19 protein-coding genes and 3 tRNA genes are annotated in these 19,284 nt (G+C 33.6%); 11 read left to right on the forward strand and 11 right to left on the reverse strand.

Features of this window, described 5'->3' with window-relative positions; translation table 11 throughout:
- Nucleotides 1–100: 100 nt before the first annotated feature.
- The 3 genes from ACNC7R_RS03775 to ACNC7R_RS03785 are packed head-to-tail and all read right to left on the reverse strand — an operon-like array spanning nucleotide 101 to nucleotide 2,224.
- Nucleotides 101–451 carry a carboxymuconolactone decarboxylase family protein gene (locus ACNC7R_RS03775; protein WP_417939658.1) on the reverse strand — a complete coding sequence of 117 codons (351 nt, stop codon included), beginning with the start codon at nucleotides 449–451 and terminating at the stop codon, nucleotides 101–103.
- Nucleotides 444–1,259 carry a twin-arginine translocase subunit TatC gene (gene tatC / locus ACNC7R_RS03780; protein ID WP_417939659.1) on the reverse strand — a complete coding sequence of 272 codons (816 nt, stop codon included), beginning with the start codon at nucleotides 1,257–1,259 and terminating at the stop codon, nucleotides 444–446. The genes ACNC7R_RS03775 and tatC overlap by 8 nt, the downstream gene beginning before the upstream one ends.
- Nucleotides 1,259–2,224: a KpsF/GutQ family sugar-phosphate isomerase gene (locus ACNC7R_RS03785; protein WP_417939660.1), complete on the reverse strand. Its 966-nt coding sequence runs from the start codon at nucleotides 2,222–2,224 to the stop codon at nucleotides 1,259–1,261. Before ACNC7R_RS03785 ends, tatC begins: the two co-directional genes overlap by 1 nt.
- An 87-nt stretch (nucleotides 2,225–2,311) precedes the next feature.
- Here ACNC7R_RS03785 and recQ point away from each other — a divergent pair, with 87 nt between their 5' ends.
- A complete protein-coding gene (recQ, locus tag ACNC7R_RS03790; RefSeq protein ID WP_417939661.1) occupies nucleotides 2,312–4,504 on the forward strand; it encodes a DNA helicase RecQ in 2,193 nt (730 codons plus the stop codon).
- Nucleotides 4,505–4,599: 95 nt separating this feature from the next.
- Here the strand turns inward: recQ and ACNC7R_RS03795 are convergent, their stop codons facing one another.
- The gene (locus ACNC7R_RS03795; RefSeq protein ID WP_417939662.1) at nucleotides 4,600–4,839 is read right to left on the reverse strand and encodes a hypothetical protein; all 240 of its coding nucleotides are present in this window, start codon (nucleotides 4,837–4,839) and stop codon (nucleotides 4,600–4,602) included.
- A gap of 110 nt (nucleotides 4,840–4,949) precedes the next feature.
- Between ACNC7R_RS03795 and ACNC7R_RS03800 the strand changes: the two genes are divergently transcribed.
- Together ACNC7R_RS03800 and ACNC7R_RS03805 are read left to right on the forward strand one after the other, a co-directional pair.
- The gene (locus ACNC7R_RS03800; RefSeq protein WP_417939663.1) at nucleotides 4,950–6,509 is read left to right on the forward strand and encodes an NAD(P)/FAD-dependent oxidoreductase; all 1,560 of its coding nucleotides are present in this window, start codon (nucleotides 4,950–4,952) and stop codon (nucleotides 6,507–6,509) included.
- A gap of 658 nt (nucleotides 6,510–7,167) precedes the next feature.
- Nucleotides 7,168–7,977 (forward strand): polysaccharide lyase family 7 protein, encoded by an 810-nt coding sequence (locus ACNC7R_RS03805; protein WP_417939664.1) that lies wholly within the window; start codon nucleotides 7,168–7,170, stop codon nucleotides 7,975–7,977.
- 77 nt (nucleotides 7,978–8,054) lie between these two features.
- Here ACNC7R_RS03805 and msrA read toward each other — a convergent pair whose 3' ends face one another.
- Together msrA and msrB are read right to left on the reverse strand one after the other, a co-directional pair.
- On the reverse strand, nucleotides 8,055–8,663 hold the full coding sequence (gene msrA / locus ACNC7R_RS03810; RefSeq protein WP_417939665.1) for a peptide-methionine (S)-S-oxide reductase MsrA: 609 nt from the start codon (nucleotides 8,661–8,663) through the stop codon (nucleotides 8,055–8,057).
- Nucleotides 8,664–8,676: 13 nt separating this feature from the next.
- Nucleotides 8,677–9,237, reverse strand: a complete 561-nt coding sequence (gene msrB, locus ACNC7R_RS03815; protein WP_417939666.1) for a peptide-methionine (R)-S-oxide reductase MsrB — start codon at nucleotides 9,235–9,237, stop codon at nucleotides 8,677–8,679.
- Nucleotides 9,238–9,528: 291 nt separating this feature from the next.
- Here msrB and idi point away from each other — a divergent pair, with 291 nt between their 5' ends.
- The 7 genes from idi to ACNC7R_RS03850 all read left to right on the forward strand — a co-directional run bounded on the left by idi (nucleotide 9,529) and on the right by ACNC7R_RS03850 (nucleotide 12,630).
- A complete protein-coding gene (idi, locus tag ACNC7R_RS03820; protein ID WP_417939667.1) occupies nucleotides 9,529–10,056 on the forward strand; it encodes an isopentenyl-diphosphate Delta-isomerase in 528 nt (175 codons plus the stop codon).
- Between the two features lie 20 nt (nucleotides 10,057–10,076).
- Nucleotides 10,077–10,487, forward strand: coding sequence for a 6-pyruvoyl trahydropterin synthase family protein (locus ACNC7R_RS03825; protein WP_417939669.1), 411 nt, complete (start codon nucleotides 10,077–10,079; stop codon nucleotides 10,485–10,487).
- A gap of 3 nt (nucleotides 10,488–10,490) precedes the next feature.
- The gene (locus ACNC7R_RS03830; RefSeq protein ID WP_417939670.1) at nucleotides 10,491–10,949 is read left to right on the forward strand and encodes a peroxiredoxin; all 459 of its coding nucleotides are present in this window, start codon (nucleotides 10,491–10,493) and stop codon (nucleotides 10,947–10,949) included.
- A 57-nt stretch (nucleotides 10,950–11,006) separates the two neighbouring features.
- Complete coding sequence (locus ACNC7R_RS03835) at nucleotides 11,007–11,975, forward strand: type I phosphomannose isomerase catalytic subunit (RefSeq protein WP_417939671.1); 969 nt, start codon at nucleotides 11,007–11,009, stop codon at nucleotides 11,973–11,975.
- Between the two features lie 57 nt (nucleotides 11,976–12,032).
- A complete protein-coding gene (locus ACNC7R_RS03840) occupies nucleotides 12,033–12,299 on the forward strand; it encodes a hypothetical protein (RefSeq protein WP_417939672.1) in 267 nt (88 codons plus the stop codon).
- Between the two features lie 76 nt (nucleotides 12,300–12,375).
- A tRNA-Thr gene (locus tag ACNC7R_RS03845) sits at nucleotides 12,376–12,449 on the forward strand.
- A gap of 107 nt (nucleotides 12,450–12,556) precedes the next feature.
- Nucleotides 12,557–12,630: transfer RNA gene (locus ACNC7R_RS03850), tRNA-Thr, on the forward strand.
- A gap of 128 nt (nucleotides 12,631–12,758) precedes the next feature.
- Here the strand turns inward: ACNC7R_RS03850 and ACNC7R_RS03855 are convergent.
- The 5 genes from ACNC7R_RS03855 to ACNC7R_RS03875 all read right to left on the reverse strand — a co-directional run bounded on the left by ACNC7R_RS03855 (nucleotide 12,759) and on the right by ACNC7R_RS03875 (nucleotide 15,749).
- The gene (locus ACNC7R_RS03855) at nucleotides 12,759–13,742 is read right to left on the reverse strand and encodes an ISL3 family transposase (protein WP_417943127.1); all 984 of its coding nucleotides are present in this window, start codon (nucleotides 13,740–13,742) and stop codon (nucleotides 12,759–12,761) included.
- The gene (locus tag ACNC7R_RS03860; RefSeq protein WP_417939673.1) at nucleotides 13,723–14,088 is read right to left on the reverse strand and encodes a transposase; all 366 of its coding nucleotides are present in this window, start codon (nucleotides 14,086–14,088) and stop codon (nucleotides 13,723–13,725) included. Before ACNC7R_RS03860 ends, ACNC7R_RS03855 begins: the two co-directional genes overlap by 20 nt.
- Nucleotides 14,089–14,180: 92 nt before the next feature.
- A complete protein-coding gene (locus tag ACNC7R_RS03865; protein ID WP_417943128.1) occupies nucleotides 14,181–15,164 on the reverse strand; it encodes an ISL3 family transposase in 984 nt (327 codons plus the stop codon).
- On the reverse strand, nucleotides 15,145–15,510 hold the full coding sequence (locus ACNC7R_RS03870; protein WP_417939674.1) for a transposase: 366 nt from the start codon (nucleotides 15,508–15,510) through the stop codon (nucleotides 15,145–15,147). The genes ACNC7R_RS03865 and ACNC7R_RS03870 overlap by 20 nt, the downstream gene beginning before the upstream one ends.
- Nucleotides 15,511–15,678: 168 nt before the next feature.
- Nucleotides 15,679–15,749: transfer RNA gene (locus ACNC7R_RS03875), tRNA-Gln, on the reverse strand.
- Between the two features lie 249 nt (nucleotides 15,750–15,998).
- Between ACNC7R_RS03875 and ACNC7R_RS03880 the strand changes: the two genes are divergently transcribed.
- Nucleotides 15,999–19,277: a DUF2723 domain-containing protein gene (locus ACNC7R_RS03880; protein WP_417939675.1), complete on the forward strand. Its 3,279-nt coding sequence runs from the start codon at nucleotides 15,999–16,001 to the stop codon at nucleotides 19,275–19,277.
- The last annotated feature ends 7 nt before the right edge of the window (nucleotides 19,278–19,284 follow it).

Genomic DNA, 19,284 nt, shown 5'->3' on the forward strand with positions numbered 1-19,284 from the left:
GTATCTCGACTGGGCAAAATAAAGTAAAATAAAGTAATCAATTAAATCAATTAACACAACATGTAGAATTATCTAATTGATGAATTGACACATTTTCTAATTACTTTCCAGCTTCTTCAAGCGCTTCCCAGAATTCGTAAGCTCTTCTTAAATGCGGAATTACGATTGTTCCTCCAACCAGAGTTGCGATTCCCATAGCTTCCATCATTTCTTCTTTCGTAACACCTTCTTTATAGCTGGTTTCTAAATGATATTTTACACAATCGTCACAGCGTAAAACTGCTGAAGCCACTAAACCCAGAAGTTCTTTTGTTTTTACATCCAAAGCGCCTTGTGCATAAGCATTAGTGTCAAGATTAAAAATTCGCTTTACGATCTTGTTGTTGTCAGCGAGTAATTTTTCGTTCATTTTAGAACGATAGTCGTTAAATTCTTGAATGATATCAGACATTTTCTTTTTCTTTATTTTTATAAACAATCTTTGAAATCAGGATGCTCACTTCATAGATAACCAACATTGGTATCGCTACAATTGTCTGACTTACCACATCCGGAGGTGTTACAATGGCTGCTATGACCAGGATGAGAATTACGGCATATTTCCAGTATTTTCTTAAAAAAATAGGAGTTACGAGGCCTAATTTTGTTAAAAAATAAATGATAATTGGCAGTTCAAAAAACAAACCACCTGCCAGAACACTTGTTTTTACCATTCCCATATAAGAATCAAGGGTAAATTGATTTTTTACTATATCACTAACTGAGAATGTTGCAACAAAATTCACAGACATAGGAATTACAATAAAATACCCAAAAATTACGCCTAAAAAAAACAGGAGAGAAGAAGTAAAAATAAACACTTTAGCATTTTTTCTTTCTTTCTCATACAAAGCGGGGCTGATAAATTTCCAAAGCTCCCATAAAATGTAAGGAAAACCTAAAATGAAGCCTACCAAAATACACATCCATACAAAAATATTGACCTGTCCTTCCATTTCAGTGTTTTGAATAATAAAATTCAGTTCAGTAATGCAAATGCTGTCTGCGAAACCTAATTGGTGGGATAAATCGCAAAACCATACGTAAGTAAAAAAGGTAGGTCTTGTTGGCCCAAGGATTATTTCATCAAATAAATAATCACTAAAAAAATAAGTGACAAAAGCCATTACAAGAACAGCAATTGTACTTCTGACCAAGAGCCATCTTAATTCTTCGAGATGGTCTAAAAAAGACATCTCGCCAAGGTTTTTCTTTGCCATTATATAATTCCTTCTTTTAAAATATCATGTAAATGTAAAACTCCTTTATATTCTCCGTTATCAGCAACAATCAGCTGGGTTATGGAGAAATCTTCTAAAATATTTAGTGCATCAACTGCCATGGTTTCAGATGAAACTAATTTTGGATTTTTGCTCATAATATCTTTTGCGGTTAAATCTGCAATACTGTCACGGTTATTCAGCATTCTTCTGATATCCCCATCGGTAATGATTCCAACTATTTTTTCATTTTCTACTACTGCTGTTACACCCAGTCTTTTTTCAGAAATTTCAAAAATTACTTTTTTAACGGATGTTTCAGGAGAAACTGTAGGTTTTAATGAATGTTCGATCATGTCTTTTACACGGAGTAATAATTTTTTCCCTAAAGCTCCGCCAGGATGATAAACAGCAAAATCTTCTGGTTTAAAGTCACGCATTTCCATCAGGCAGACTGCAAGAGCATCGCCCATTACAAGCTGAGCTGTTGTACTGTTTGTCGGAGCCAGATTGATGGGGCATGCTTCCATCTCAACAGTCGTATTTAAAACATAATCAGATCCTTTGCTTAAAAAAGATGTTGTATTACCTGTCATTCCAATCAAAGTGTTTCCAAAACGTTTTAATAAAGGGACTAATACTTTTATTTCCGGACTGTTTCCACTTTTTGAGATACAAATAATGATGTCGTTATTTTGAATCATTCCTAAGTCTCCATGAATGGCTTCAGAAGCGTGGAGAAACATTGAAGGTGTTCCGGTTGAATTGAAAGTGGCAACCATTTTTTGTGCAATGATGGCACTTTTTCCAATTCCGGTAACGATTAATCGGCCTTTTGTTTCGTATATGCGTTGAACGGCCTGGTAAAAATTTTCGTCCAGAAAATCAATTAGCTTAGTAATTGCTTCACTTTCAGAGAGAATTGTTTTTTTTGCGATAGCTAAAATATTTTCTTTTGTAATCAAATCAGGAAAGTTAAAATTTGTGAGTGTGAAAGAAATTCGTATCTTTATGTGTTGCAAATTTATACAAAATATCCATTAATATAAAGAATGAGTTCAAACGAAATTGAAATACATAAAGAATTAAAGAAGTATTTCGGCTTTAGCCAATTTAAAGGCTTGCAGGAGCAGGTCATTAGAAGTATTTTAGATGAGAAGAATACTTTTGTAATTATGCCTACAGGTGGTGGAAAGTCTCTTTGTTATCAATTGCCCGCTCTGATTAAGGAAGGGACAGCGATTGTTGTTTCTCCTTTAATTGCTTTAATGAAGAATCAGGTAGATGCCATCAGAAGTCTTTCCTCTGAAAATGGAATCGCTCATGTACTAAATTCATCGCTGACAAAAACAGAAATTGCCCAGGTTAAAACGGATATCACGTCAGGTTTAACTAAACTTTTATATGTTGCACCAGAATCGCTGACAAAAGAAGAATATGTATCTTTTTTGCAGAGTGTGCCGATTTCATTTGTAGCAATTGATGAAGCACATTGTATTTCAGAATGGGGGCATGATTTCAGACCGGAATACAGAAATCTTAGGAACATTATTAAACAATTGGGCAAAGTACCCATTATTGGACTTACCGCTACTGCCACACCAAAAGTTCAGGAAGATATTCTGAAAAATCTGGATATGGCTGATGCTAATACTTTTAAAGCATCATTCAATAGACCGAATTTGTATTACGAAGTTCGTACTAAAACTAAAAATATTGAATCGGATATTATCCGTTTTATCAAACAGCATAAAGGGAAATCCGGAATTATTTATTGTCTGAGCCGTAAAAAGGTAGAAACTATTGCTGAAGTTTTGCAGGTTAATGGAATTAGCGCTGTTCCGTATCACGCAGGTCTTGATGCGAAAACACGTGCTAAACATCAGGACATGTTTTTGATGGAGGATGTAGAAGTAGTCGTAGCTACAATTGCCTTCGGAATGGGTATTGATAAGCCCGATGTTCGTTTTGTAATTCACCATGACATTCCAAAATCACTTGAAAGTTATTATCAGGAAACCGGTCGTGCAGGACGTGACGGAGGTGAAGGGCATTGCTTGGCTTATTATTCTTTTAAAGATGTAGAAAAGCTGGAAAAATTTATGTCAGGCAAACCTGTAGCAGAACAGGAAATAGGTTTTGCTTTATTGCAGGAAGTGGTGGCGTATGCTGAGACATCAATGTCAAGAAGAAAATTCCTCTTACATTATTTTGGTGAAGAATTCCCGGATGATGGAGACGGGGCAGATATGGATGATAATGTACGGAATCCTAAAAACAAAATTGAAGCAAAAGATCAGGTTGTTAAATTGTTGGAAGTTGTTCGTGATACCAAACATATATATAAGTCAAAAGAAATCGTATTTACTTTAATAGGTCGTATTAATGCAGTTATTAAGGCTCATAAAACAGATACGCAAACTTTTTTTGGCTCCGGTTCAGATCATGATGAAAAATACTGGATGGCGTTATTACGACAGGTTTTAGTGTCTGGTTATTTGTCAAAAGATATTGAAACATATGGTGTTATAAAAATAACGCAGGAAGGCTTGGACTTTATCAAAAATCCTGTTTCATTTATGATGTCTGAAGATCATGAATACAGTGAAGCCGATGATGAATCTATTGTTGCAGCATCAAAATCATCCGGGACTGCAGATGAGGTTTTGACAGGTATGTTAAAAGAGCTTCGAAAAAAAGTAGCCAAAAAACTCGGAGTACCTCCTTTTGTCGTTTTTCAGGATCCTTCCTTAGAGGATATGGCTCTGAAATATCCAGTTACATTACAGGAGTTGTATAATATTCATGGAGTTGGTGAAGGGAAAGCAAAAAAATACGGAGCAGAATTTGTTGCATTAATAAGCAGATATGTTGAAGATAACGATATTATCCGTCCGGACGATTTGGTTGTAAAATCGACAGGCGTTAATTCTGCTAATAAATTATACATCATTCAGAATATCGACAGAAAGTTGCCATTAAGCGATATTGCTTCCGCAAAAGGATTAACGATGGATGCATTGATAAAGGAAATGGAACAAATTGTTTATTCGGGAACCAAATTAAATATCAAATATTGGATTGATGATATGCTTGATGATGATCAGCAGGAAGAAATTCACGATTATTTCATGGAATCAGAGTCCGACAAAATTGAAGATGCCTTAAAAGAATTTGATGGTGATTACGATATTGACGAATTGCGATTAATGAGGATTAAGTTTATTAGTGAAGTAGCGAATTAAAAATAAATAATTCCAAATTTTCAAAAACCAAATTCCAATCTGTTGAAGGTCTGGAATTTGGTTTTTTATTTTTAGTATCCTGCTTTTTTGGGATTTTATTCCATATAAACTTCCCCCCGATGTGGTTTTAAAGCATCTCTTACCTGGATCATATTTTCGTCAGTTACCACCATAAAAGCAACCGCATGCATATCGCTTATGATTTTAAATCCCGTAATATTCAACGGGAGTTTTTCAATTGTAATATATTCTTTCAAATGAATTTCGTGATGTTCAGCCGTTTTAGCAGATGCCTGACCACGAAAATCCCAAATTAATTTTATTTTTCTTGACATTATTATAGGTGCGAAGTTTCAATGAGACAAAGGTACAAAGTCTCAGTTCAAAATGTTATTTTTGCATGTTCTTTTCATAAATAGAAAAGCTAATCCAATAGATAAATACAATGCCAAGAGAACTTTTACTTCAGGTAACTCCAGAGATAGCAGCAAATGAATTATTGTTGAAAGACTATTTGTCTAAACAAATAAAAGTTTCTTCTCAGGAAATTCAGCATGTTTCGATTCTGAAGCGTTCAATTGATGCGCGTCAAAAAACAATAAAAATCAATTTAAAAGTAGTTATCTATTTAAAAGGAGAAACTTTTCAGGAGACTAAAATAGAACTTCCTATATATAAAGATGTTTCAAATGCACAGGAAGTAATTGTTGTTGGTGCTGGTCCCGCAGGACTTTTTGCAGCTTTGCAATTAGTTGAATTAGGTCTGAAGCCGATTGTGCTGGAACGTGGAAAAGACGTGCGCGGACGCCGACGTGACCTAAAAGCAATTAATCGGGAGCATATAGTAAACGAAGATTCTAATTACTGTTTTGGCGAAGGAGGTGCAGGAACCTACTCTGATGGGAAGTTATATACGCGTTCTAAAAAGCGTGGTGATGTAACCCGTATTTTAGAGCTTTTGGTTGCATTTGGAGCTTCTAAAGATATTTTAGTAGAAGCGCATCCTCATATAGGAACCAATAAATTACCTAAAATAATTGAAGATATTCGCAATAAAATAATTGAATTTGGAGGTCAGGTTTTGTTTGAGACCAGAGTAACGGATATTTTAGTGAAAAACAATCAAGTAGAAGGTGTCGTGACTCAAAATGGAGACAAGATTCTTGCAAATAAATTGATCTTAGCAACGGGGCATTCAGCACGTGATATTTTTCAATTATTAGATAAAAAAAAGATTTTCATAGAAGCTAAACCTTTTGCTTTGGGTGTGCGTGCTGAACATTCTCAACAATTAATAGATAAAATTCAATATAGCTGTGATTATCGCGGAGACCACTTGCCTCCAGCTCCATATTCTATAGTGAAACAGATAAACGGTCGTGGGATGTATTCATTTTGTATGTGCCCGGGTGGTGTAATTGCACCATGTGCAACTAGTGAAGGTGAGGTAGTTACAAACGGGTGGTCTCCATCTAAACGTGATCAGTCAACTGCCAATTCAGGAATAGTGGTCGAATTAAAATTAGAAGATTTTAAGCCTTTTGCTAAATTCGGTGCACTGGCTGGGATGGAATTTCAAAAAAGTATCGAACAAAAGGCATGGCATCTTGCTGGGGAAACTCAAAAAGTTCCTGCGCAAAGAATGATTGATTTTACACAAGGCAAAGTTTCAACAGATATTCCAAAAACATCCTACGTTCCTGGTACTACTTCGGTAGAAATGGGGCAGGTGTTTCCTGGATTTCTGACTCAGATTATGCGTCAGGGTTTTAAGGAATTCGGAAAATCAATGCGCGGTTATTTAACAAATGAAGCAGTTCTCCATGCTCCTGAAAGCAGAACTTCATCTCCGGTCAGAATTCCAAGAGATCCCGATACTTATGAACATATGCAAATTAAAGGATTGTATCCCTGTGGAGAAGGTGCAGGTTATGCAGGAGGAATTATTTCAGCTGCGATCGATGGAGAAAAATGCGCTTTGATGATTGCTAGATCTTTGAAATAATTTTCAGGATGTTTTGTCGGAAAGATTACAACATCTTTATTGTGGTTATTTTAACCAGGGTAAATCCAATTTTTATACCCAAATTATAAATTCAATAGTAATTTCGAATATAATTCATCAATAAGAACGTATTTATTGGTGAGACAGATATTTTATATACTGTATGTTATGATTAAAATGTAATAAGTGTCAATTTTTTCGTTGTAAAATGAGTATTTGTTACATTTTTAATTTCAGCTCTATTTGTTATTCAGTGTAAATAGGTTTTTGTTATTCATTTTTTTTGTGTCTAAATACTTGATAATCTTATGTTTTATAAAAAAAAACCTAAGTGTTTTTTATAAATTGTTAAATTTATTTTTATATAATTTTCAATAATTCTATATATTGTTTTTTTATTTTTTAATAATTGTTGTTTAATTCGGTTTAAATTTGCACTAATTTCTTTTTTTAGTGTTATTTTTTTGAGAAATAGAAAATATAATAGAAAAAAAGTAAGGAAATTGAAAAAAAAATCTATTTTTATGCAATCGATTACAACAGTATTCTTGAAGTATAATTATTGAACGAAAAAGATTGACTTTTTTGGAACATTTTTTGCTCGCGAGTATTTAGAAATTGATTTTACAAAATTATTTAATCCAAAAAAAGCAAAAAAATGAAAAAAATTAGAACTTATATTTTATTGTTATACGCAAGTACTACTTTTATAATTCATGCCCAAAAAGCGCCAAAAATAGATTTAACTTTATGGAAGTTAACAATTCCGGAAGGTACGGTAACAACATACAAAGCACCAAAACTTTTGGATTATTCTGAAAATGTTGAAATCACTAAATTTATGTTCAATGATTTGACCGATAGATCTTTAGTTTTTTATGTTTATCCTTCTATAAAATCGAAAAGATCTTTTAATAAAACAGATTTAAAAGAGCAAAATTCGTTTGGAGGCGATGCAGGTTGGTCTTTTAGGCAAGGTGCAAAATTAAAGGCTTCGATTAAAATGGGAGAGATTTCTAAAAAAAACGATGAATACCCTCGCGTTATATTTGCTCAGATTGGTGGAAGATTAAAAGAAGATCAGGTGAATCAAATTGGAGCCAAAGATAAATCTGCTCCGTCAATCTTAAAAGTTTTTTGGGATAATGGATATGTGAAATTGAGATCAAAAAGATTAGCAGATCCGTCTATTACAGGGCTTGATGTGTTAAAAGAAGACTCGTGGATTGATGATGACGGTTATACTTTTAAAAATAAAGTTGATTTTGATAAATTCAGTTTCCAGATTGAAATTAGTGATGGAAAGATGGAGGTTAGTGTAAATGGTGAGAAAAAAGTATATTCAGGTGGTGATTATAAATTATGGAATTCATTTGATAATTATTTTACTGTTGGATGTAATCTTCAGGGAGATCAAACAGGAGCATTCGCAAATGTGAAATTTTACTCATTAGATGTTGCTCACTAAGAAAATCTAAACAATAAATATGAAAAAGTCTGTGTTATTTGGCACAGACTTTTTTGTTGGTAATATATAACCGTTTCTTAAGGTTTCTTTTTTAGTTTGTCCTTAAAAACTTTTTCAAACTTTTCGATTTTAGGCTGAATCACCATTTTACAATAGGGTTGATTTTTGTTGTTGGCAAAATAATTCTGATGGTAATTTTCGGCTTTATAAAATTTTGTAAGCGGTTCTATTTTGGTTACAATGTGGCTGTCATAAACTTTTGCCTTACTAAGTTCAGTGATAATGTTTTGAGCCGCCTTTTTTTGCTCTTCATTTGTGTAAAAAATTGCAGAACGATATTGGGTTCCTGTGTCAGCACCTTGTCTGTTCAATGTAGTAGGATCGTGAACAGTAAAGAAAACCTTGAAGATTTCATTAATGTTTGTTATATTTTTATCATAAGTAATTTGTACTACTTCAGCGTGACCGGTTTTACCCGTACAGACTTCTTCATAAGTGGGATTGACTGTTTTTCCTCCTGTATAACCAGAAACAACAGATTTTACTCCGTTTAGATTTTCATAAACAGCTTCGACACACCAATAACATCCTCCGCCAAGTGTAATGGTTTCAATTTCAGGTGTTTTTTTTTGAGAGAATCCATTTAAAGAGAAAATAAAGAAACAGATTAAGAGTGTCTTTTTCATGAATAAATAGGTGTTATTGGTTATCCGGAATAAAATCCAATGCAATCGAATTCATACAGTAGCGTTTTCCTGTTGGTGCCGGGCCATCATCAAATAAATGGCCTAAATGCCCGTTACATCTTCCGCAAAGGGCTTCGATTCTTTCCATGCCTAAAGAATTATCATTCTTATAAACAATACTTTTTTTATTGTCTTGTTCGAAAAAACTTGGCCATCCGCAGTTGCTTGCAAACTTGGCACCTGATCTGAAGAGTTTGTTTCCACATGAAGCACAGTAATAAGTCCCTTTTTTATCAGTATTCCAGTATTTTCCTGTAAAAGGTCTTTCTGTATCTGCTTCACGCATTACTGCATAAACATCTTCTGGAAGTACTTTTTTCCATTGGCTATCCGTTATATTTAGTTTGGTAGAATCTGTATTAGAATAATAAGGATTTCCCGGTTTATCTATTTTGTTTTTCATAGTGGAGGCTGAAGTTTCAGTATTTGTTTTTTTTAATGATTGTCCACAAGCCTGAAAAATAAATGTCAGAATTAAAAAACAAAGCCTGAAAAATTGCGTTCTTGTTTTCATTAGTTTGAATGCTTTAAGTTTTTATTCAAATGTACAACTAGGTTTTGAATGAAAATGATAATAAGTTTATAATTGAGTTTTTTTTAAGTATGTTTTAACTTTATATTATTTACGAAGAAATGTACTCTATGGTTTTGTTGTCTTATTTTAAGGCTTTTTTTAAAATTTATATACTACAGTTTGTTGATAATGAAATAAATGCAAAATTTTGTATCAGTTAAACTTTTCACAATCTTTTCTGAGATTTTCCAACCAATTCTTTTTTCGTATTTTTGTATATCAACATTTCCTATGATAGAAGAAAACGTAATATTAGTTAATCAAAATGATGAGCAGATTGGCTTGATGCCAAAATTAGAAGCGCATGAAAAAGCAGCTTTACATCGCGCTTTCTCAGTTTTTATTTTAAACAGTAAAAATGAAATTATGCTGCAGCAGCGTGCACATCAAAAATATCATTCCCCTTTGCTGTGGACCAATACATGTTGCAGCCATCAGCGTGAAGGAGAGTCAAATATCGAAGCGGGAAGAAGACGACTATTTGAAGAAATGGGTTTTAAAACCGAATTAAAAGAGTTGTTTCATTTTATATACAAGGCACCTTTTGATAATGGACTGACCGAACATGAGCTTGATCACGTGATGATTGGCTATTACAATGAAAATCCGGACATTAATTTAGAAGAAGTAGAGGATTGGAAATGGATGAAAATTGAGGATATAAAAGAGGATATTGAAAAACACCCCCAAATTTATACTGTTTGGTTTAAAATAATTTTTGATGAATTTTATCATTATTTGGAAGATCATAAGATTTAAAACCTGCTAACCGTAACCTAATGAAAGTAACCATATCAAGAAAAGCACATTTTAATGCTGCACATCGATTGTATAGGAAAGACTGGACGTTTGAAAAAAACGATGAAGTTTTTGGAAAATGTAACAATCCCAATTTTCATGGTCATAATTATGGTTTAACAGTAAGTGTTACAGGAGAAATTGACCCGGAAACTGGCTTTGTTTTAGATGTGAAAATATTAGCTGATATTATACGTGAAGAAGTAGAAGTCCCGTTTGATCACAAAAACCTGAATCTGGATGTTCCGGAGTTTCAGGATTTGAATCCAACTGCAGAAAATATTGCTGTTGTGATATGGAATAAAATTAGAAAAAGGATTCAGTCCGATTTTGATTTAGAAATCGTATTGAATGAAACAGAACGTAATTTTGTAACTTATAAAGGAGAATAAAGAATGTCATTAAAAATAGGAGATATAGTTCCGAATTTTACTGCAAAAGATAGTCATGGAGAAGTTTTTGAAAGCCAAAGTGTTTTGGGTCGAAAGCCTCTGGTGATCTATTTTTACCCAAAAGATAATACGCCGGGATGTACTACCGAGGCATGTAGTTTTAGGGATCAATATGAAGATTTTAAGGATTTGGGCGCTGAGGTAATTGGGATAAGCAGTGACAGTGTAAAATCGCATCATAAGTTTGCTAAAAAACACGAATTGCCTTTTATATTATTGTCGGATCAGGATAAGAAATTAAGGCATCTTTTTGGAGTTAAAAATAACTTGTTCGGACTCCTTCCGGGAAGGGTAACATATGTTATTGATAGAAACGGTGTTGTTATTTTGATTTTCGATAGTATAAATGCAGCAAGTCATATTCCGAAAGCCCTCGATACAATAAAAGAATTAGTGTTATAAAAATAGTAATCAGATAGAATATTAACATAAGATATATATAGCCAAAAAGGAAAAATTATGAAACCACAAACATACCCGCTACAATTTGAACCTATTTTAAAAGAAAGAATCTGGGGAGGTGAAAAACTAAAAACTGTACTTAATAAACCGATTGTTTCGAAAATCACTGGTGAAAGCTGGGAATTGTCAACTGTAGAAGGTGATGTTAGTGTTGTTACGAATGGGGTATTGAAAGGAAAATCTCTAATGAATCTTATTAATGATATGCCAGAAGAAATCTTGGGAACGGCTGTTTATAAGCGTTTCGGGAAGCAATTTCCTTTGCTTTTTAAATATCTTGATGCAAGAGAAGACCTTTCGATTCAGGTTCATCCAAACGATAAATTAGCAAAAGAACGCCATAACTCATTCGGAAAAACCGAAATGTGGTACGTAATGCAGGCTGATACAGATTCCAGAATTATTGTTGGTTTTAAAGAAAATTCAAGTAAAGAAGAATATTTGAAACATTTACATGACAATACTTTAGTTTCTATTCTTGATGATGTAAAAGTAAAAGCAGGAGATGTTTTCTTTTTAGAAACCGGAACTGTTCATGCAATTGGAGCAGGACTTGTTGTTGCAGAAATTCAGCAGACATCTGATATAACATATCGTTTGTATGATTTTGACCGTAAGGATGCTCAGGGTAATACAAGGGAATTGCATGTGGATCTTGCGCTTGATGCAATTAACTATGGTAAAGTTGATACGCAGAAAAAATACAACAGAAAAACCAATGTTTCAAATGTAGTAGTTGATTGTCCTTATTTTACAACTAATTTTATTCCGTTAGAAGATGAAATAGAAGTGGCTAAATCTGGGGAAACCTTTACGGTTTATATGTGTATTGAAGGTAGTTTTGAAATTGAATACGATGGTTTTCAATGTTCCTATAAAAAAGGGGATACTGTTTTGGTTCCTGCTGAGATAAAATCCTTTGTTATGAGTGGAAATGCTTCAATTTTAGAAATTTACATTTCTTAACATATATTCTAAAGATAATATGTACTTTTGCAGACGCAAATTAAAATTATAATAAAAATGGCAAACGTTAAGAATTTAAAGAAAGACATCAATTTCGTATTAGGAGATATTATTGAAGCAGTTTATTTGTTTGAGATGTCTACAACGGGAAATCCAACTCCGGAAACGAATGCTTTAATCGATGAGGCTATAGCTGCATTCGATACTTTGATTACAAAAGTGAACGCAAAAAATGTTGAAAATAAAAAAGCGCACTTTAAACAAATCAATATTGAATTAGAACAAACTGCTAATCAATTGATTGAAAAAATCAACGCGTTATAAGCGAAAAAAAGTATAAAAAAGTGCAGATTTATTTTGGCAAAACCAAAAACCGCTTTATATTTGCACCCGTAATGAGGCCGATGTAGCTCAGCTGGCTAGAGCAGCTGATTTGTAATCAGCAGGTCGTGGGTTCGAGTCCCTCTATCGGCTCAGAAAAAAACCATCACAACTGTGGTGGTTTTTGTATTAATAGAGAGAGGTGTTAAATTTATTTTGGAAATGTAAAAAACAATTTTATCTTTGCACCCGTTAAATAGGCCGATGTAGCTCAGCTGGCTAGAGCAGCTGATTTGTAATCAGCAGGTCGTGGGTTCGAGTCCCTCTATCGGCTCAGAAAAACCATCACAATTTGTGGTGGTTTTTTTATGCTTTATCGGATCAATCTCAAAACCTTGGATCAAAGCAAAAACGGATCAAAGCAAAAACGGATCAAAGCAAAAACCTGTGGGGATGCAAAAATTAAGCATAAATATTAGTTAGCCTAAAAAGGAAGTATTCTATATTTCTAACACCTCTAAATTTTGATCTAAATGCTTTTATTTTAGCATTGAATGATTCTGCAGAAGCATTAGTACTTCTGTTATCAAAATAATTTAAGATGGTTTGATAATGATTCATAATTGTACGAGAGATTGTACCGAAAGACTTAAATCCAGATTGATCTACTTTTTCATGCCATCTGGCTAATTTTGCAAAACCAATGATTTTATCGGTTGTATTCTCAAAGATGCCACGGAGCTCTTGAGTTAGATTGTATCCTTTTTGAATATCAGGATATAACTCAAATAGTAAGGCAGCACGTTCTATTTGATTTTGAGTCCATTTCGATTTGGATTTATACAAGAAATAGCGACTCCTCGCTAGTAATTGCTTAAGGGTATCCCCATTTGAAAGTGTTTTAGATTCGAAATTTACTTTTGACTTTTTGGCTTTTTCAATAGCATAATTTTCTTGATCAATGGCTTGCCAACGATATTTAATCCTGATTTCCTGCAGGGCTTCTGCAGCTAGCTTTTGAACATGGAATCGGTCTGTAACTCGAGTAGCATTAGCAAAACACTTTTTAGCTATCAATCCCATATTCCCGGCCATATCCTGAGTAATTTCCTTGACTAGATTCCGCTGTTTAAGAGGAATTTTTTCAATAACGCCAATAACTGTTTCTGCTTTAGTTCCTGCAATCATAGCTACTATAGTTCCTTTTCTACCTTTACCGGATTTGTTGGTTAAAATAGTATAGAGTTCGCCATTTGAAAGTGAGGTTTCGTCTATTGATAAACGCTTTCCAATATTTTGTGGAAAAAGAAGCCATTTTTTAGCATGTGATATTTGATCCCAAACTTTGAAATCACTTAGAAAATCTTTGTATTGACATTGCAGGTTTCTACCAGAAACTCCATAGAAAGAGGCAATGGTATTACAATCATTTGGACTGGAATCTATTGATCTCTTTTAAAAAAGACGCAAACTCCTGGGTTACACGAGTTCCGTCTGCTACTAAATTCCAATCTCTAAAAAAGATCTTTCGAGTATCTTCATTAAGCCATCTTCTGCGAGTGATGTGAAGATATACTTGGTGTCCACGGATAGGAAAATCCTGAACCGTTATCTCTTCGAAGAATCCTTTTGAGCTTAATTTTGATTCTCTGTATTCTTTAGGTATCGAATTAATCTCTTTTAAATACAGATGGAGTGTTTCATCTTTCTTTTTATAAGAAGTAAGTTCGAAGTAGTCTACTATTATCTCAGGTAATAACAACTTAAGGATATCGATAAAAGAATCTTGCATTGGGGGATAGATTGAACATACAAATATCTAGATTTTAATATTTCCCCACAACAATATGTTATGATCCGCAAAAACCTGTGGGGATGCAAAAATTAAGCATAAATATTAGTTAGCCTAAAAAGGAAGTATTCTATATTTCTAACACCTCTAAATTTTGATCTAAATGCTTTTATTTTAGCATTGAATGATTCTGCAGAAGCATTAGTACTTCTGTTATCAAAATAATTTAAGATGGTTTGATAATGATTCATAATTGTACGAGAGATTGTACCGAAAGACTTAAATCCAGATTGATCTACTTTTTCATGCCATCTGGCTAATTTTGCAAAACCAATGATTTTATCGGTTGTATTCTCAAAGATGCCACGGAGCTCTTGAGTTAGATTGTATCCTTTTTGAATATCAGGATATAACTCAAATAGTAAGGCAGCACGTTCTATTTGATTTTGAGTCCATTTCGATTTGGATTTATACAAGAAATAGCGACTCCTCGCTAGTAATTGCTTAAGGGTATCCCCATTTGAAAGTGTTTTAGATTCGAAATTTACTTTTGACTTTTTGGCTTTTTCAATAGCATCATTTTCTTGATCAATGGCTTGCCAACGATATTTAATCCTGATTTCCTGCAGGGCTTCTGCAGCTAGCTTTTGAACATGGAATCGGTCTGTAACTCGAGTAGCATTAGCAAAACACTTTTTAGCTATCAATCCCATATTCCCGGCCATATCCTGAGTAATTTCCTTGACTAGATTCCGCTGTTTAAGAGGAATTTTTTCAATAACACCAATAACTGTTTCTGCTTTAGTTCCTGCAATCATAGCCACTATAGTTCCTTTTCTACCTTTACCGGATTTGTTGGTTAAAATAGTATAGAGTTCGCCATTTGAAAGTGAGGTTTCGTCTATTGATAAACGCTTTCCAATATTTTGTGGAAAAAGAAGCCATTTTTTAGCATGTGATATTTGATCCCAAACTTTGAAATCACTTAGAAAATCTTTGTATTGACATTGCAGGTTTCTACCAGAAACTCCATAGAAAGAGGCAATGGTATTACAATCATTTGGACTGGAATCTATTGATCTCTTTTAAAAAAGACGCAAACTCCTGGGTTATACGAGTTCCGTCTGCTACTAAATTCCAATCTCTAAAAACGATCTTTCGAGTATCTTCATTAAGCCATCTTCTGCGAGTGATGTGAAGATATACTTGGTGTCCACGGATAGGAAAATCCTGAACCGTTATCTCTTCGAAGAATCCTTTTGAGCTTAATTTTGATTCTCTGTATTCTTTAGGCATCGAATTAATCTCTTTTAAATACAGATGGAGTGTTTCATCTTTCTTTTTATAAGAAGTAAGTTCGAAGTAGTCTACTATTATCTCAGGTAATAACAACTTAAGGATATCGATAAAAGAATCTTGCATTGGGGGATAGATTGAACATACAAATATCTAGATTTTAATATTTCCCCACAACAATATGTTGTGATCCTTGTGATCCTCTTTTTGATTATTTTGAGTTTTGGTATTTTTGATGGTGGCTAAAAAAAGAAAATCCTGCAGGTTTTAAACTTGCAGGATTTGTTTTACTTGTTGGTCTACTAGGACTCGAACCTAGAAAGACGGCACCAAAAACCGTAGTGTTACCATTACACCATAGACCAATAAAGTAGTGCGGTTAAGCGAGTGCAAATTTAAAGCTTTTTTTAGTTTGCGCAAACTTTTTGATAAAAAAAATCACTTTTTTTATCACTTTTTTTCTTTTAAATGCTCTGTTTTGTTGTAAATATTTCATAGACAATGTGTTATTGGTATCGAATACTTTTGTAGAATTTTTTGTTAATGGTCGTTTCTTTACACAAAAAAACATTTTCTTTGTAAAATAGAAAACATACAAAATTTAAAACCTGAATATGGCACAATTCAATTTCAATAAATGGAATACAATTATTGGTTGGTTTGCATTTGCAATCGCTTTAATTACCTATACACTAACTGTTGAACCTACTATGAGCTTCTGGGATTGTGGCGAATATATTGCAACAGCTGCTAAACTTGAAGTCGGTCATCCTCCAGGTGCACCTTTATTTCAAATGATGGGAGCCTTTTTTGCTATGTTTGCAATCGACAAGGAACACGTTGCTTTAATGGTTAACATGATGTCTGTTTTTTCAAGTGCTTTTACTATTTTATTCATGTTTTGGTCATCTACTATGATTTTGAAAAAAATTGTAGCACGTTTTGCAGAAATTGACTCAAATAATTCAATTGTAATTTTAGGAAGCTCTTTTGTTGGTGCTTTAGCCTATACTTTTTCAGACAGTTTTTGGTTTAATGCTGTTGAAGCCGAAGTTTATGCGATGGCCTCATTGTTAATTGCATTACTCTTTTGGCTTGGATTGCGTTGGGAGCAAGATATGGATAAGCCAAAAGGAAACAAATGGCTACTTATTATTTCTCTTGTTATTGGTCTTTCATTTGGAGTGCATTTTATGGCACTGTTAACTATCCCTGCTATTGGTTTTCTTTATTTCTTTAAACATTACGAGAAAGTAACCATAAAGAATTTTATTATTGGGAATGTTGTAGTGATTGCTATTTTGTTGTTTATTTTTAAACTACTTCTTCCTCTAACCATGGCTTTCTTTGGAAAAACAGAGGTTTTCATGGTAAACAGTATGGGGTTGCCTTTTAATTCAGGGACTATTTTTGTTGCCCTGCTTTTTATTGCCTTTTTTTATTTTGGATTAAAATACACTAAACAAAAAGGATTGATTTTCTACAATACTATTATTTTGTGTGTTTTATTTATATTAATCGGTTTTTCTACTTGGATAATGCTGCCAGTACGTGCTAACGCTAATACAGTGATCAACGAAAACAAACCGTCTGATGCTACAGAAGTTTTAGCGTACTATAATCGTGAACAGTATGGTGTAAACCCATTGTTCTATGGTCCTCAATACACCGAAGTTTTTGCCGGATTAGACGCAAAAACACCGTATTTGGATAAAAAGCCAAACTACGAAAGAGATTATAAAACGGGTAAGTATATCATTACCAACAATTATAAAAATGCAGAACAAAATAGTGACGATAATCAAAAAACAATTCTGCCTAGAATGTGGAGTACAGAGAACGGACACATTCAGAATTATATTAATTTTACAAATCCGCCTCAGTTCAAAATAAATCCAAATTACCCTTATGAAGATGATTTGGGGAAATACGGGATTGATGCAAGTCAGTTAAGTGAAGAAGAATACAATAAAGCCATTGCGCAATTGCGTAATGAAGTTGAAAAAACAGTGCATGAATTCAGACAGGCTTATGCTCAAAAACAAATTGACAATGAAGGTTACGTGAAATTCTTAAGAAGCTACAGCGACTATTTAATCATTGAAAAACCGTCAAATGTTGATAATTTTAGTTTTATGTTTGAATATCAATTTGGATATATGTACTGGAGATACCTGATGTGGAATTTCGTAGGGCGCCAAAGTGATGTTCAGGGCAAATATGATAATTTAGATGGCAACTGGATCAGTGGAATTAAGCCTTTAGACTCATTACATTTAGGATCTCAGGATAATTTACCTTCAGATGTTTTAAATAATAAAGGAAGAAACGTTTACTATTTCTTACCTTTCATTTTAGGACTTATTGGCCTTATGTACCATGCAAACAAGGATTTAAAAAGTTTTTATGTGCTTTTGGTGCTGTTTTTATTTACTGGAATTGCGCTTAAAATTTACCTAAACGAAAGACCTTTTGAACCTCGTGAAAGAGATTATGCTTTAGTTGGTTCCTTTTATGTTTTTGCAATCTGGATCGGCTTCGGAGTTTATTCTTTATACGAAACTATTCAAAAATACTTAGCGCCTAAAATTGCAGGCCCGGTTATTATTGCCGGAAGCCTATTAGCTGCTCCTGTTTTAATGGCTTCTCAAAATTGGGATGACCACGACAGATCAAATAAATATACAGCTGTTGCTATGGCAAAAGCGTATCTGACTTCATGTGATAAGGACGCTATTTTATTTACTATTGGAGACAACGATACATTTCCGTTATGGTATGCTCAGGAAATTGAAGGCATTCGTACTGACGTAAAAATTGTAAATACCAGCCTTTTCATGACTGACTGGTATATTGATCAGATGAAAGCTAAAGCATATGAATCCAAACCATTGTCTATATCATTCACACATGACCAGTATGTTGGGGATAAATTAGATTATGTAGCCCACATTCCAAAAGTAGAAACACGTTGGGATATTAATGATTTTATTACCTTCATTAAACATCCTAAATCAACTGTTAGTTTGCAAAATGGTCAAACAATTCATTTTTATCCTACGAATAAAATTAGGCTCAATATTGACAAAAACACCATTATCAAAAATAAAGTGGTGAACCCTAAGTACAATGATTCTATCGTCCCATACATGGATATCGACATCAAAGGAAGTGCATTATATAAAAATCGTTTGATGATGCTGGATATCTTAGCCAACAACAACTGGAAAAGACCTATTTATTTTAGCGGAGGAGCTTTTGATGATGAAGATTATTTATGGCTAAAAGATTATCTTCAATTAGACGGAATGGTTTATAAATTAGTTCCAATTAAAAATACACCTTCTAAAGACGGAGGTCCAATGGATATGGGACAAATTGATGCAGATAAAATGTATAATATTGTGACAAAATGGGACTGGGGCAATAGCAACGGCAACATTTATCATGATCCTGAAACCAGAAGAAACAGTATCACTTATCGTACAAACCTTTCCCGTTTAATGAATCAGCTTATCGCTGAAGGAAAAACAGATAAGGCTAAAGATATCATCAACTTGGCAATGACAAAAATGCCATTGGATAAATACGGATATTATTCTTTAGTTGAACCTTTTGCAACTGGTTATTATAAAGTTAGAGAAAAAGAAAAAGCCCAGGAATTACTAAATAAATTAGTTCTGAAATATAAAGAGAACCTTAATTATTATGCAACTTTAAGTGGAAGCGACCAGTCTGATCTGGCTATTGATATCATAACAGATATTGAACGTTACAGAAGCCTTCTTCAGGTTATGAAAGCAAACAAAGATCTGGCTTTTTATAACAACCACAAAAAGATTTTTAATACTTATGTTAATGTATTCGAGCGTTTTGGAAGAGAAAAAGAATAATATACAA

The organism is Flavobacterium adiutor (genome assembly GCF_048282555.1).
Lineage (GTDB): Bacteria > Bacteroidota > Bacteroidia > Flavobacteriales > Flavobacteriaceae > Flavobacterium.